The organism is Sphingomonas sp. PP-CE-1A-559, from assembly GCF_004340965.1.
In the GTDB taxonomy this organism is placed as follows: domain Bacteria; phylum Pseudomonadota; class Alphaproteobacteria; order Sphingomonadales; family Sphingomonadaceae; genus Sphingomonas.
Genome location: NZ_SLYA01000001.1, coordinates 237,917 through 252,206, shown reverse-complemented (window position 1 = coordinate 252,206; position 14,290 = coordinate 237,917). Strand labels below are relative to the sequence as shown.

General features: G+C 65.7%; 11 protein-coding genes. 5 read left to right on the top strand and 6 right to left on the bottom strand.

Features of this window, described 5'->3' with window-relative positions; all coding sequences use genetic code 11:
• Window positions 1–74: 74 nt before the first annotated feature.
• Both C8J42_RS01055 and C8J42_RS01050 read right to left on the bottom strand, forming a co-directional pair.
• A complete protein-coding gene (locus C8J42_RS01055; RefSeq protein ID WP_133018609.1) occupies window positions 75–3,272 on the bottom strand; it encodes a TonB-dependent receptor in 3,198 nt (1,065 codons plus the stop codon).
• Window positions 3,273–3,782: 510 nt separating this feature from the next.
• On the bottom strand, window positions 3,783–4,535 hold the full coding sequence (locus C8J42_RS01050; RefSeq protein ID WP_133018608.1) for a dienelactone hydrolase family protein: 753 nt from the start codon (window positions 4,533–4,535) through the stop codon (window positions 3,783–3,785).
• A gap of 277 nt (window positions 4,536–4,812) precedes the next feature.
• Between C8J42_RS01050 and C8J42_RS01045 the strand changes: the two genes are divergently transcribed.
• Genes C8J42_RS01045 through C8J42_RS01030 form a run of 4 tightly spaced genes read left to right on the top strand, consistent with a single transcriptional unit; the run spans window position 4,813 to window position 10,815 of the window.
• Entirely contained in the window at window positions 4,813–5,112 is a 300-nt protein-coding gene (locus tag C8J42_RS01045) for a hypothetical protein (RefSeq protein ID WP_165895397.1), read from the top strand.
• A 55-nt stretch (window positions 5,113–5,167) separates the two neighbouring features.
• The gene (locus C8J42_RS01040) at window positions 5,168–6,430 is read left to right on the top strand and encodes a TolC family protein (protein WP_133018606.1); all 1,263 of its coding nucleotides are present in this window, start codon (window positions 5,168–5,170) and stop codon (window positions 6,428–6,430) included.
• Window positions 6,427–7,581, top strand: a complete 1,155-nt coding sequence (locus C8J42_RS01035) for an efflux RND transporter periplasmic adaptor subunit (protein ID WP_133018605.1) — start codon at window positions 6,427–6,429, stop codon at window positions 7,579–7,581. The genes C8J42_RS01040 and C8J42_RS01035 overlap by 4 nt, the downstream gene beginning before the upstream one ends.
• 3 nt (window positions 7,582–7,584) lie before the next feature.
• On the top strand, window positions 7,585–10,815 hold the full coding sequence (locus C8J42_RS01030) for a CusA/CzcA family heavy metal efflux RND transporter (protein ID WP_133018604.1): 3,231 nt from the start codon (window positions 7,585–7,587) through the stop codon (window positions 10,813–10,815).
• A 13-nt stretch (window positions 10,816–10,828) separates the two neighbouring features.
• Here the strand turns inward: C8J42_RS01030 and C8J42_RS19970 are convergent, their stop codons facing one another.
• Window positions 10,829–10,981, bottom strand: coding sequence for a hypothetical protein (locus C8J42_RS19970; RefSeq protein WP_165895396.1), 153 nt, complete (start codon window positions 10,979–10,981; stop codon window positions 10,829–10,831).
• 67 nt (window positions 10,982–11,048) lie between these two features.
• Between C8J42_RS19970 and C8J42_RS01025 the strand changes: the two genes are divergently transcribed.
• Window positions 11,049–11,702: an outer membrane beta-barrel protein gene (locus C8J42_RS01025; protein WP_133018603.1), complete on the top strand. Its 654-nt coding sequence runs from the start codon at window positions 11,049–11,051 to the stop codon at window positions 11,700–11,702.
• A gap of 157 nt (window positions 11,703–11,859) precedes the next feature.
• Here C8J42_RS01025 and C8J42_RS01020 read toward each other — a convergent pair whose 3' ends face one another.
• From C8J42_RS01020 to C8J42_RS01010, 3 genes are all read right to left on the bottom strand, one after another.
• Complete coding sequence (locus tag C8J42_RS01020; protein ID WP_165895395.1) at window positions 11,860–12,141, bottom strand: hypothetical protein; 282 nt, start codon at window positions 12,139–12,141, stop codon at window positions 11,860–11,862.
• Window positions 12,142–12,250: 109 nt separating this feature from the next.
• The gene (locus tag C8J42_RS01015; RefSeq protein ID WP_207897042.1) at window positions 12,251–13,570 is read right to left on the bottom strand and encodes a HAMP domain-containing sensor histidine kinase; all 1,320 of its coding nucleotides are present in this window, start codon (window positions 13,568–13,570) and stop codon (window positions 12,251–12,253) included.
• Window positions 13,567–14,241 carry a response regulator transcription factor gene (locus C8J42_RS01010; protein WP_133018601.1) on the bottom strand — a complete coding sequence of 225 codons (675 nt, stop codon included), beginning with the start codon at window positions 14,239–14,241 and terminating at the stop codon, window positions 13,567–13,569. Before C8J42_RS01010 ends, C8J42_RS01015 begins: the two co-directional genes overlap by 4 nt.
• Window positions 14,242–14,290: the final 49 nt, after the last annotated feature.

Below are 14,290 nucleotides of genomic sequence, written 5' to 3'. Positions count from 1 at the left end.
TAGACCCGGTCGCGACCACGTCTTGAGGTAGATACCGACGGTGCGGTCGCATCACGACCGCACCGTCTGGTCTACTAGAAGGTCCCGCGCAGACCGACCAGGAACTGACGACCCGGCTTGTACTGCGTGAAGGTCGCATTCTCGAACTGGAAGTACGACCGCAGCGTAGCGTTCGTGAAGTTCGCGACGTTGACCGTCAACTGCGGCGCCCCGGCAAAACCGAAGATCTTGTCTAGGTCGAACGACGACGAGAAGTCGTAGGTCGTATAGTCCGTGCCGAACAATGCCGCTGCCGGAATGCCGTTCTGCGCCGCGCCGCTGTTCTGCGAGCCCTCGCGCGAGGTCGTCGACACCCGCAGCATCACGCCGTGCTTTTCGTAATAGCCCGTGATGTTGTAGGTGAACGGCGCCACGCCGAACGCGGTTGCCGCACCCTTGCTGGTCTGGTCGACGACCGTCGCATTGGCGTTGAAGCCGAACCCGGTGATGCCGATATTCTTGGTCAGGAAGTCGAGCGGCTGGACCCACTGGAATTCGAGCCCGTTGATGGTCAGCTTGTCCGCCACGTTGACCTGCGACGTGACCTGGACCTGCGCGGTGCCGGGGCCGCCACGCGAGTTGATCGCGATCTGCTGCGTCGGGTTCAGCGTGTCGTAGGTGATCCCGTATTGCGACAGGTTCGAGAACGGAACCGTGCTGATCGCGGTGTTCGTGAAGCCCTTGATCGACTTGCGGAACGCATTGAAGCTGACCACGCCTTCGCGGCCGGTATAATATTCGAAGCCCAGATCGATGTTCGTCGACATGTACGGCTCGAGCGCCGGGTTGCCGATCGAGGCCTGATCCGCCGACGGCGCGCCGAAGTTCACGCCCGGCAGCTGCGCCGACGGATCGGGACGCGTCATGGTACGCGATCCGGCGACGCGGACCACCGCGTGCTCGCTGACGTCGTAGGCGAAGGTCGCGGCGGGCAGCCACTTCGAATAAACGTTGCGCGTCGACACGATGCTGACGAGGTTCGGATAGCGGCTACCGTCCGGCAACGCGACGCCGGTCGCGGTCGTATTGCGCGGATCGGGCAACGAGACGCGACCCGTGATCGTCTGGATCGTGTTGACGTAGCGCACGCCGACGTTGAACCGCAGCATGTTGCCGCCAAGGTCCTGCTCGCCGTTCACCGTGGCGAACGCGGACTTCACCACTTCGCGAATGCCGCCGCCGCTTGCGCCCGTGGTGGACGCGCCACTTTCCGGCGAGTTGTCGTGGTAGAAGTCATAGTTGGTCGCAGCCGCGAACTTCGGCCAGTCGACCGTCACGAAACCGGCCGGCCCTGGTGTCAGGTAGCTTGGGGCCGCCGAGTTGGGAACGAGCGAGCCACCATAGGTCACCGGGCCGGTCATGCCCGCGGTCGATCCGGTGCCGAAGCCCGGATAGGTCGGGTAGCCGGCTGGGATCACCCCCGGCGCATTCAGGCCTTCGCAGGGCGGCTGCGAATTCGGCGAGGCGACGAACACGCTGGGATTATTGCCGCAAACCGCGTTCTGGTAGGCCTGGCTGTTGTCGTTGCTGCTGATCCGGCGCGACACGTCGTCGAACGCGCCGCCGATCTTCAGGTTGAGGGCCGGCTTGCCCCAGGTCAGGTCGCCGCGCGCGCCCTTGCTCTTGTTGAGCCGGCGTTCGTCGGAGATGTTGACGCGGCTGCCGGGATTCCAGCCGAAATTCGCCGGATCGTTCAGGTCCAGCGCGCTCTGGATCGTCGGGATGCCGCTGCCGTCGTTCGAATAGGTCACGGTGTTGCCGACACCCAGCGGGGTCGTCAGGCCGACCGACGGGTTCTCGCGGTGGAAGGTCGAGCGCGCGTAATTGCCCTGCAGGTTCAGCTTGAGCGTGTCGGAGATTTCCCACTCGCCGCCGGGGTTGATGCTGAAGAGCTTCGTCGTCTCGGTGTACGGGCGGAATTCGTTGAAGAACTGCGCGTTGGCGAACGTCCCGCCGGTGACGACGCAGCCGATCGTGCAGTCGGCCTTGTCGAACGTCAGGTTGGTCGGGATGATCGCGCCGTTGCGGACGATCCACGCCATGTTCTCGCGCGTCAGGTCGTTCTTCTTGTAGCCGTACAGGCCATCGACGTAGAAATGCAGTGTGTCGGTCGGCTGCCACTCGGCGCTGACGATCGCGTTGATACGGTCACGCGGACCGCGAATGCTGGTCGAACGCCCGAGCCGCGGCAGCAATGCGTTGTCGATCTGCTGGATCGTCGCACCCGGGTTGTTCGCGAGCAGGAACGCGCTGGTGATCGGCGTACCGGCTACCAGCCCCGCACCGGCACCGACAGGCACCACGGCTGGGATCGTCCAGTTGCCGCCACCCGTCGTGTTGCAGCCCGAAGCAGCGCCGCACTGCGCCGCAGACAGCGCCGGATTGGTATAGCCAATCGTCTCGAACCCGCGCGTGTCGGTGAACAGGCGCTGGGCGGACACGCCTGCGAGGATACCGACCTTGTCACCGCGCCAACTACCGATCAGCGAGCCGCGGGCACCGATGCGGTCCTCGGGCGACTGCTTCGTCCCCTGTACGTTGTAGGCGAGGAACGAGGTCGCGCGATCGAACGGCCGCGCCGAACGAAGGTCGATGTTACCCGCTGCTCCGCCTTCGAGCAGGTCCGCGGTATAGCTCTTGTTGACGGTCAGCTTGGTGAACAGGTCGGTCGGGAAGAAGCTGAGATCGACCGAGCGATCGGTACCCTGCGCATCGGTCGCGCCCGACGACGCCACCGCGATCGTCGCGCCGTTGAGCGTGACGTTCGTGAAGTTCGATCCGAGGCCACGGATCGCGACGTTCGTGCCTTCACCGGTCACGTCGCGCGTGATGGTGATGCCGGGGATGCGGTTGAAGGATTCGGCGATGTTGGTGTCGGGGAACTTGCCGATGTCTTCGGCGAAGATCGAATCCGTGAAGCCTGTCGCTGCGCGCTTGGCGTTGGTCGACTTGGCGAGGCTCGAACGATAGCCGGTGACGACGATGTCGCCGCTATCGGCCGCATCGATCGTGCCGGGGGTCTGGTCGGAGTCCGGCAGGGCCGCGGCTGGCGACGCGGCAGGCGCGGTCGGCCCGGCGGTGGCGGGCGCGGCACCTTGCGACGCGGCTGGTGCCGGGTCCTGCGTCGGCGGAATGGTCTGCGCCGCCGCAACGGTCGACGACAGCGCTACCATCGTCGTCGCACACAGGAGCGCTGCGCGCGTAAGACGAGGGGCCATTTTGAAAGGCGTCATGTTCAGGATCCTCTTCGAACCTCGCTGTCCGACTGGCGGCAGGAAGCGTCTCGTTGTTATGAAAGCTTGAAAAACGTCAGGTGCCGGGCGCTAGGTACTGCGCGACGTACTCCACCGGCTCGACCAACTGGTCGACGGGCATGCGACATCAATAGCGTTAAAAGCCATCCCCATTCCTCGTCACGCCCGTCTATGCGGGTCCGTTGATAGCGCTATCTCACCGCTATTGGTCGACGAGTCAAGATAGTTCGGTTAGGCCAATATTACGTGGTCGGCTCTACCGGTTCGGGATCTAGGATGGTCTCATCGACTTTTCAGCGAGTTGAGCAGTATTATGGCCGCCGAACGCGCATCGTCATCCCGTAGCAAATTCATAAATCGCTTCTGTCGGCGGGTTACGGACGAAGCGTCGTAGAGAACGGCTCAGTCAGATCAGGGCACACCCGTCAGACAGCCGTCGTTCAATAGCGAGATCACGCGATCGCTACCGGTACACAAGGCGCTGGACCCTCAGTCGGAGGCAGACAGAACCCGCTGGAACAATGCGAACATCCACCCGGTCGCCTGCGCGAACAGTGCCGCGTCGTACCGGGGCCCCTCGTCGCGCAGGAACGCGTGCGCGGCGTTGACCTCATGCCATTCATAGCGCGCACCGACCTCTTCCAGGCGCGCACGGATGAGTGCCCGGCCGGCAAACGGCACATGCGGATCGGCGCGACCGAAGACGAGCAGCGTTTCGGCCTTCAGGTCCGCCATCCGCGCGAGGCTGTCGTCATCCTTGCCGAGCCCGAGCGATCCCGCATGGATATCGGTCGGATAAAAACACGCCGCCGCCAGCACGCGCGGATCTAGCGCGGCACGGTACGCCAGATGCCCGCCCAGGCACACGCCCACCGTCGCAAGCCGCCCCGTACAGGCCGCGTGCCCGGCGAGAAAATCCAGCCCGGCGGTCGCATCGGCATCGAACGCCGCAACCGGCTTGGCGATCTTCAACGCGTTGCCGCGATCCGTACCGGCGGTGTCGTACGCCAGCACGGTCCCTGGCGCTTCATACTCGTGATACACCTCGGGGACCGCGACACAGTAGCCGTGCCCCGCGATATACGCCGCCAGCCGCCGGATCGGCGCGGTCACCTGATAGATTTCCGAGAACAGCAAAACCCCGGGAAACCGCCCCTCGATTGCCGGGCGAAACATGTGAACCCGCATCACGCCACCATCCGCCGAGGGCAGGTCGACGATTTCGTCGCTGGAGATGATCATGGCGCGGTATCCCAATAGAGCTGCCCAGCCGCGCTACCGCATCGCCGAGGCTCGTTCACGGGAAATTCGGCGTATGCCGCCAATGCACGCGGCCAGTGTCGATGGTTCGATCGGAACTTGGCGAGATGGGGCCGGTCGATACCCGCCATGCCACGCATCTCGTGTCCAGGCGTGACGCCTGCTCCGCCACCGCTTTACCACGATGCCCGTTACAGTAGCGCGAGCATCTGCTATTCGGTCGGCGATGCGTAGGCTCCTGCCCTTCCTTGCCTGTCTGATGCTCGTGCTGACCACTTGGGTCGGCGTGGCGCATGCGGCCGAGGTTGGCGGTTGCATCGAGACCAGCCAGTACGAAGCTGCCCTGCATATCGATAGCGATGGCGATCAGGTCGCGGCCGATGCCGACAAGGGCTATCCGCATCATCACGGCAGTTGCCACGCGCACCATATGAGCGCGCCGGACTCCGACGCATTGGACGGCATAACCGGTCCAACCGGCGCCACGCTCGCGTCCTTCGACGGCGCGGCGCTGGTCGGGCGGAACGCCGACACTGCGCTGAGACCGCCCCGGGCCTGACACGTCGATCGGGTGCGCCGAGCGCGCCTGCGTCTACTTCGTCAGGAGCATTCCCATGCATCGTATTTTCGCGGCTATCGTGGCCGCAGGCGCCTGCGCATCGTCGCTGCAGGCCCAGACCCGTCCGCCGGTTTTGGCGGAACCGGTCCTTACGCTCGCAGAAGCGCTTGGCCGCGCCGTCGCGTCGTCGCCCTTCCAGGATGCCGCGTCCGCCGGCGTTCGCGCGGCCGAGGCCCAGCGCCGGGTCGCGGCGCTTCGGTCGAACCCGTCGATCGTCGCCGAGACCGAGAACGTCGCCGGGTCCGGGATCTATCGCGGCCTGCGCTCGTCCGAAACGACGCTGGGGTTGGCGCTGCCCCTGGAACGCGGCGGCAAGCGGCAGGCCCGGGTGGCGCTCGCCGACGCGCAGATCGGCCGCGCAGGTATCGCAGCAGAGATTGCGCGCGCCGACCTCCGACTGCGGGTCACGCAGGCATACGTCGTCGGGGTGGCCGCGCAACGTCGTGCAGCGGTCGCGCGCGATCAGGTCGGGATTGCCGCCGAAGTGCTCCGCGCCGCCAAGATTCGGGTGCAGGCGGGACGCGCCTCACCGCTTGAGGAACAGCGTGCAGACGTTGCGCGTCTTGCGGCCGAGGGCGCCTTGGAACGTGCGGACCGTTCAGCCGCCGTCGCCGCGACGAACCTTGCCCGGCTTATTGGAATGCCGGTCGGCGCGCTCGATGATTCCTGGTTCCAGCTAGTGGACGCGCTCGGCCCCCTCCAGCCATCCCATTCAACGGGGACACTCATCGCCGCAGCAGCCCGCGCGGATCTAGACACCGCGACCGCGCAGGTGCGGCTAGCGCGAAGCCAGCGCGTGCCCGACTTGACGCTCAGTGCCAGCGCACGACGGCTCGAGCAGACCAACGATACCGCGGCGGTGTTCGGCGTCTCGATCCCGCTGAACGTCTTCAACGGCGGTCGATCGGCGGTTGCCGTCGCCGATGCGCAGCGCGACCAGTCGGACGCGTTGCGCCGCATGGCCTTGCTCGATGCCGAGCAAGACATCGCAACCACGCAGGCTGAGGCAGCGAATGCCGCGACCACGGCACGCAACGCGACCGGGCCGGCGCTCACAGCCGCCGTGGAGGCGGCGCGGATCGCGCGCATCGGCTACCGCGAAGGCAAGTTCGGGCAGCTCGACCTGCTCGATGCGGAGCGGACGCTTCTCGACACACGGACGGCCGCGATCGACGCGCTTGCCGCCTATCACGACGCACGTGCGCGCCTCGAACGGCTGACTGCCGAAGCGCCGATTGCCAGGGACACCGACCGATGAACCGCACGATCTTGCGCACGATCGCGCCTGCCGCTGCCGCCTTGGCATTCGCAGGCTGTGGCCCCTCCCCCGACCCGACGCCCGCTGCCAACGCGGTGGCGAACGAGGACCCCGAGAAGGCTTCCGGCGATCCCACGGTCGCGACCCTGTCGGCACAGCAGATCGCCGACGCCGGTATCGAGGTCACGCGCCCGACCGTCGGCGGCGTCGCCGGCGCGATCGAACTGCCCGCGACGATCGAGGGCGATCCACAGGGCGTCCAGGTCGTGGCCGCGCCGATCGGCGGCCGGCTGGTCTCGCTCACCCGCAACCTCGGCCAGTCCATCGGCCGCGGCGAGACGCTGGCGATCATCGAAAGCCGCGAGGCAGCGTCGCTCAACGCCGAGGTCGAGGCCGCCGGTGCGCGGTCCGCGCTCGCGCAGTCGAACCTGCGCCGCGAACAGCGGCTGTTCGCCGAGCGCGTATCGCCCGAACAGGATCTTGTCGCAGCCCGAACTGCTGCGACCGAGGCCGGCATCGCGCTCCGACTCGCGAGGCAGCAGCTGTCGGCCACGGGTGGCGGAGGCGGTGCGCTCAACCGCATCGCGGTACGCTCGCCCATTGCCGGCCAGGTGATCGCCCGGTCGGCCACGCTGGGACAACAGGTCGCCGCCGATGCCGAAATCTTCCGCGTCGCCAACCTCGCCAAGGTGTCGGTGACGATGTCGCTCGTTCCCGCGGATGCTGGCCGCGTGAAGCCGGGTGCCCGCGTGGAAGTCACGTCCTCCGACCGCCGCCAGGAAGGCCGCGTGACCTTCGTCTCGCCGATCCTCGACGAAACCACGCGCCTCGTCCCCGTGATCGCGACGATCGACAACGCGGGCGGCGTCTGGCGCGTCGGCGAGAATGTCGGCGTGTCGGTGCTTCTCCCCTCCAGCGGGGACCGCAGCGTCGCCGTGCCCTCGGCCGCCGTGCAGATGATCGGTGACCGGCCGCACGTGTTCGTCCGCACCGCGACCGGCTTCCGGGCGACGCCGGTGACTCTTGGTCGCACCAATGGCGGCGCTGTTACCGTGACCGCGGGCCTCACCGGCGAGGAGCGCATCGCCTCGACCAACTCGTTCACGCTCAAGGCCGAACTCGGCAAGGGCGCGGCGCAGGACGGGGACTAGGCCATGCTCTCGCGTATCGTAACCTTTGCCGTAGAGAAGCGCTGGCTCGTCCTGCTGCTCACGCTCGCCGCGGCGCTTGCCGGGGTGTTCGCCATCCAGCGGCTGCCGATCGACGCCGTCCCCGACATCACCAACAACCAGGTCCAGATCAACGTCCGCGCGCCCGCGCTGTCGCCCGACCAGATCGAGAAGCAGGTCGCCTTCACCGTCGAGACCGCGCTCGCCGGCATCCCCGGCCTAGACTACACGCGGTCGCTCAGCCGCAACGGCTTCGCGCAGGTCACTGCGGTGTTCGACGAGAAGACCGATATCTACTTCGCGCGGTCGCAGGTGGCGGAGCGGCTGCGGACCGCCGAGGGGGATCTGCCCGACGGCGTGGTGCCCGAGATGGGGCCTATCGCTACCGGGCTCGGCGACATCTTCATGTGGACGGTCGAATATCGCGAGCTCGACCAGGTCCGCCACCGCAACGGCGAGCCCGGCCTGCAGAAGGACGGCAGCTACATAACGCCGGAAGGCGAGCACCTCGTCAGCGAACCCGACAAGGCGACCTATCTGCGCACGGTGCAGGACTGGATCGTCACGCCGCAGCTCAAGAGCAGCGCGGGCCTCGCGGGGGTCGACAGCCTTGGCGGTTACACCAAGCAATATCTCGTCGTCCCCGATATCCAGCGAATGGCGGCGATGAAGATCACGCTCCAGGACCTCGCCACCGCGCTCGAACGCAATAACACCAGCGCGGGTGCGGGGATCGTCGACCGTAACGGCGAGGGTCTCGCAGTCCGCGCCGACGGCCGGATCCGCAACGCCGACGAGCTCGCGCGCACCGTGGTCGCGACGCGTGAAAGTGTGCCGATCCTGCTCAGCCAGATCGCCACCGTCCGCACCGGCCAGGCATTGCGGATGGGCTCGGCGTCGGAGAACGGCCACGAGGTCGTCGTCGGCACCGCAGTTATGCGGATCGGGGAGAACAGCCGCACCGTCTCGACCGGAGTCGGCACGCGGCTTGAGGAGATCGGCCACGCACTTCCCGTCGACGTGGTGGTGAAGCCGGTGCTCAACCGCACTGAACTCGTCAATTCGACGATCGCGACCGTCGCCCGCAACCTCGCCGAGGGCGCGGTGCTGGTCATCGTCGTGCTGTTCGTGCTGCTCGGCAATTTTCGCGGGGCGCTGATCGCCGCACTGGTGATTCCGATCACGATGCTGCTGACAAGCATCGGCATGCTGAAGGCCGGCGTGTCCGCGAACCTGATGAGTCTGGGCGCGCTCGATTTCGGGCTGATCGTGGACGGCGCCGTCATCATCGTCGAGAACGCACTCCGCCGTTTGGGCGACGCGCAGCACGGCCGCAGCGAGCCACTGCCTCTGCCTCTGCGACAAAGGCTCGATCTGGTCGCGGCATCGGCGCGCGAGATGATCCGCCCCTCGGTCTACGGGCAGGCGATCATCATTCTGGTCTACGCGCCGCTGCTCACCTTCACCGGCGTCGAGGGCAAGATGTTCGAGCCGATGGCGCTGACCGTCATCATCGCGCTTGTCTTCGCCTTCGTCCTGTCGATGACGTTCGTCCCGGCGGCCATCGCGATCGCTCTCAGCCGAACCGTCGACGAGAAAGAGAGCCGGATCATCGGCTGGCTGCGTCGCCGCTACGAACCGGGTCTCGGCAAGGCGATGCGCCGCCCGAGCATCACGCTGGGCATCGCCGTCGGCGCACTCGCGCTGGCGGGCGTTGCCTTCACTACGCTCGGGCAGGAGTTCCTGCCGCAGCTCGATGAGGGCAACATCCTCGTCCAGGCGGTCCGCATCCCCGGCACCTCGGTCGATCAGAGCCAAGCGATGCAGTTCCAGGTCGAGAAGGTCCTTGCCCGCCAACCCGAGGTCCGTTTCGCCTTCTCGCGCACCGGCACGTCCGAGATCGCGAGCGATCCGATGCCGCCGAACGCCACCGACACCTTTGTTATCCTGAAGCCGAAGGCCGAGTGGCCCGACCCGAGCCTTTCGAAGGAAAAGCTGGTCGCGCGGATGGAGCAGCAACTGTCGACGCTGCCCGGCAACGCGTACGAGATCACCCAACCGATCCAGATGCGCTTTAACGAACTGATCGCCGGCGTGCGCGGCGACATCGCGGTCAAAATCTTCGGCGACGATTTCGGTGGCATGAACGCCGCCGCCGACCGCATCGCCGAGGTCCTGCCAGCGACGCGCGGCGCCGTCGACGTCCGCGTCGAACAGACAGAAGGTTTACCGATGCTCGACATCCGCCCGAACCGCATGGCGATGTCGCGCATCGGCGTCACCGCGGGCGACGTGCAGGACACCGTCGCCGCCGCGATCGGTGGACGTGAGGCCGGCATGATCTTCGAGGGCGACCGGCGCTTCCCCGTCGTGATCCGCCTGTCCGAAGCGTCGCGATCGGACCTCACTCAAGTCGCGCAAATCCCCGTCCCGACGTCGGCAGGTGGGTTCGTGCCGCTGTCTACCGTCGCCGACGTCGCGGTCGTCGATGGCCCCAACCAGATCAGCCGCGAAAACGGAAAGCGCCGCGTGGTCATCCAGGCCAACGTCCGCGACCGCGACGTCGCGGGCGTGGTCGCCGACGCGCGTGCGGCGATCGATACGCAGGTGACGATGCCACCCGGAACCTATGTCGAATGGGGCGGGCAGTTCGAGAACCTCGCCTCCGCGCGCGACCGCCTGATGCTCGTCGTACCGGTCTGCTTTGCGGTCATCATGCTGCTGCTCTACGGCGCGCTCGGCTCCGTCCGCGACGCGGCGATCGTGTTCACCGGCGTGCCGCTCGCACTCGTCGGCGGCGTCCTCGCGCTCGTGGCTCGAGGGATGCCGTTCTCCGTCTCGGCTGCGGTCGGGTTCATCGCGCTCTCGGGTATCGCCGTGCTCAACGGGCTGGTGATGGTCTCGTCGATCCACGACCTGATGGCTCGCGGCATGGACAGGACACGCGCCGCGCACGACGGCGCGTTGGCGCGACTGCGACCGGTCGCGATGACGGCACTGGTCGCCAGCCTCGGCTTCGTACCGATGGCACTCGGCCACGGCGCCGGCGCCGAAGTGCAGAGACCGCTCGCGACCGTCGTGATCGGCGGGCTGATCTCGGCCACGCTGCTGACGCTGTTCGTCCTGCCGACGCTCTATGCCCGCTTCGGCGGATGGACGGCGAGATTAGAAGGTTCGGATGCTCCGACGGTGCGAACGCAGACATCATCGGGATAGCTCTGCTCGCAATCTAGTCGCCGAGTTGCGGGATGAGGTCGGGCTCGGCGGCGACGAGATCGCGGTAGACGCCGAACTGCGCCTGTTCCCGACACTGGCACGACGTCACTGCCGCGCTCCAGCGTGTAAAGTACTGTCCGCCCTCGCGCGCCTGGCCAACGCACAATGCCTGCGCAATTCTCGGCGGACAAAGTCTTCTTACGGTCTGATCCAGACCAAATGGAAGGCGTTCGATGAAAATCTCATACCTGGTCACGAGCATATGCGCGGCGATATCTCTACCTGCCACGGCGCAAGTCCAGCAGCACGCACCGGAACCAACACAGATGGAGTCCCAGGACACGCCTGCTGAGCCGACATTCAGCGGCTTCAAGATCGGTGCTGATACCGACTGGAGACGAACGACGGTTCACTATGACCTGCCACGCCTATCCTCTGTCATCGATCGCAGAAAAGACGGCATTGGGTATAGCCTACATTTGGGATACGATAACCAATTGGGCCAAAGCTTCGTCATAGGGTCCGAAGTTGCGATTGGACGCAGCGATACCAATCTCTCGGCCGACGAGGCATTGGGCGTCTACACGCTGAAACCGCGCTGGTCGCTCGATGTTTCGAGCCGTGCAGGATTCCTCGTCGAACCACAGATACTGCTGTACGGCCGCGTGGGCTATAGTTTGCTCCAGGTTCGCGAAAAGACCGATTTTCGCGCCGTCACGACCAGCGACGTGAAAGCCAAAGTTACCGAGAATGGCTTCCTGTTTGGCGGCGGCATCGAGACGGCCGTGTATTCCGGACTGTTCTTGCGGGCCGAATATAACAAGATCGACTATGGAAATGGTCTGACGACATCGAAGGTCTTGTTCGGCATCAACGCCGGCTTCTGATCCTCGTGCAACTACCCGTCGGCCATTGGTGACGCTGTTTCAATCACCAATGGCCAACGGAAGAGGCTCATCGTGGCGGATCAGGCACACGTCCTTCGTTGCGCGCCGGGGCGGTCATGCTTCCGCTGACGCTCGCAGTTCCGGATCCGGCTGTCGGTCATGTCCTGCATCGTCTTGTTGATCTCGTGGCGAGGCGAGCCCGTTCCAAGGCCTCGACACCCTGCGCGTCACGGCGTTGCTGTTGAGTCAGCATGCACCCCGTATAGTCCGGCGACCCATACGCCGCGCCAAAGCTGGCACAGGTATCGATATCCTGCGCCAGAGATACACGGCGCCGCTCCTCGAGCGTGGCACAACCGTTCAAGCCGACGACCAGTAAAATGCTGGTCACGATCGGCACCACTATGCGCAGGATTGGCGTCAGAAAATACAATGTCATCATAGATACCCCGGATGTCTGCCGACGGCGTGTCCAGATCAGGTCTGATCTTGCCGATGCGGTCAGATGCGGGGCGAACATTGCGTGTGTATGGTTCGGCCAAGCACCGTTATCGATCGAGAAACTCGACCCGCACCACCGTGCCGTTCACCGGTGCCGCGAGGATCGACACGCGTCCGCCGTGCAGTTCGACCACCTGCCGCACCAGGTTCAGGCCGAGGCCGGCGCCCGTGGATCTCGGCTTCAGGCGGTGGAAGGGCTCGAACACGCGCTCGCGCTCCTCGATCGGTATGCCGATGCCGTCGTCCTCGACTTCGAACCCATGGCCCAGCACGCGGACGATCACGTGACGGCCACCATGCTCGATCGCATTCTGCACCAAATTCGTCAGCACGCGCTCGATCGGCCCCGCGTCGCCGCAGATCGTGCACGGTTCGACGACGACCACTTCGATCGTGCTATCGGCGGCGATCAGTAGCGGCGCGAGTTCGGCGGCGACTCGTCTCACCAGGGATACGAGATCGACATCGGCCTGCTCGCGGGCGACATCCAGCCGCTGGAGATCGAGCAGTTGCTCGGCAAGATTGGCGAGCCGGTGCACATCGCTGCCAAGGCTGCGCGTCGCCGCCTCGTCCGCGCCGTCGACCTTGATCCGCAGGATGGCGATCGGCGTGCGCAACTCGTGCGCGGCCGAGGCGATGAAGCGTCGTTGTCGCTCATATCCCTCGTCGAGGCGCCGCAGAACGTCGTTGACCGCGCGAACCAGCGGCAGGATCTCGATCGGCACCTGATCTTCCCCCAGCCGCCAGCCGCGGCGATGGGCATCGATCCGTCCCGCCTCCTCTGCGATCCGGTTCACCCCCGCGAGCGATCGCCTGACGATCCACGGCGTGACCACCAGCGAGACCAGCGCCAGCAGGACGATGACCAGGATGCTGAAGAGATTGAACGCGACGAGTAGCGAGACCGTCAGCTCGGTCAGCTTGCCGTGCGCAAGGATCGTCAGCTTGCCCGCCGGCGAAACCTCCTGTCGAATGACCGCGGACAACCCATAGGGTGGCGCCCGGTCCCGGATCTGCATGTAGGAAAGCCGGTGCAGCGCACCACCGAAATGCGCGTATGGCGGCGGTACCTGGCCAAGCGTGACGTTGCGCCCGCGATCGTCTTCAGCGACGAACCAGAGACCGGGCGTTTCCGCGCGCAATCGCGCCAGTTCCGGTGTCGGGCGCACCGTCAGTCGGCCATCGGCGTGGCGAACGATCGACTGCGCGATGACGCCGGTGATCGTCTCCTCGGTATACGCGACGTTGCTGCTCATCCGCACGAACACGAGGAGGATCACTGAGAGCATGGTGGTCAGCGTCGCGAACTGGATCAGCATCGGTTTGACGATCAGTGCGCGCTTCAGCGACGGTGGCCGCGCGCTCACGACGACGCTTTCAACAAATAGCCGACGCCTCTGATCGCGTGGATCTCGATTCCCGCACCCGCTTCGGCCAGCTTTCGACGGAGACGCGATATGTGGGAGTCGAGCGTGTTCGACTGTACCTCGTCATCGAACCCGTACACCGCGTGCTCCAGCGACTCCCGCAGCACCGTTCTGCCGCGACGCTTGACCAAGGTCGCAAGGACGCGAAGTTCGCGCCGGACGAGGTCGAGCTTGACGCCTGCAACGACGGCCTCGTCGTTGGCGACATCGAAGACGAGCGCGCCCACCCGGATTTGCTCGACGGCCAAGTCCGCGGGGCGACGCCTGACCGCGCGAATGCGGGCGAACATTTCCTCAAGCGCGAACGGCTTGATGAGGTAGTCGTCGGCGCCCTCGTCCAGTCCGGCAACGCGGTCCGATATTTCCCCGCGCGCGCTCAGCACGATAATGGGAAGTCCGGAATTGCCGGCTCGCAGCGACGGGACCAGCGAGAGCCCGTCGCCGTCCGGCAGGGTCCTGTCCAGCAGGACGAGATCATAGGCCACCGACCGCGCCGCCTCCCGGGCCATCGTCAACCGATCGACGTGATCGACGACAAAGCGTTCTCGGGTGAGAGAACGATACAATGCCGCAGCGAATTCGACTTCGTCTTCGACGATCAGGATTCTCACCAAGGGACCTTATGAAGACGGGCTGCGACGCCGAACCGCCGCTCTACGC

What these genes read in the sequence shown, in the direction of transcription:
- C8J42_RS01020 (WP_165895395.1), bottom strand. Translation starts at nt 12,141, where the DNA reads ATGACATTGTATTTTCTGACGCCAATCCTGCGCATAGTGGTGCCGATC.
- C8J42_RS01050 (WP_133018608.1), bottom strand. Translation starts at nt 4,535, where the DNA reads ATGATCATCTCCAGCGACGAAATCGTCGACCTGCCCTCGGCGGATGGT.
- C8J42_RS01025 (WP_133018603.1), top strand. Translation starts at nt 11,049, where the DNA reads ATGAAAATCTCATACCTGGTCACGAGCATATGCGCGGCGATATCTCTA.
- C8J42_RS01040 (WP_133018606.1), top strand. Translation starts at nt 5,168, where the DNA reads ATGCATCGTATTTTCGCGGCTATCGTGGCCGCAGGCGCCTGCGCATCG.
- C8J42_RS01045 (WP_165895397.1), top strand. Translation starts at nt 4,813, where the DNA reads ATGCTCGTGCTGACCACTTGGGTCGGCGTGGCGCATGCGGCCGAGGTT.
- C8J42_RS01030 (WP_133018604.1), top strand. Translation starts at nt 7,585, where the DNA reads ATGCTCTCGCGTATCGTAACCTTTGCCGTAGAGAAGCGCTGGCTCGTC.
- C8J42_RS01055 (WP_133018609.1), bottom strand. Translation starts at nt 3,272, where the DNA reads ATGACGCCTTTCAAAATGGCCCCTCGTCTTACGCGCGCAGCGCTCCTG.
- C8J42_RS01035 (WP_133018605.1), top strand. Translation starts at nt 6,427, where the DNA reads ATGAACCGCACGATCTTGCGCACGATCGCGCCTGCCGCTGCCGCCTTG.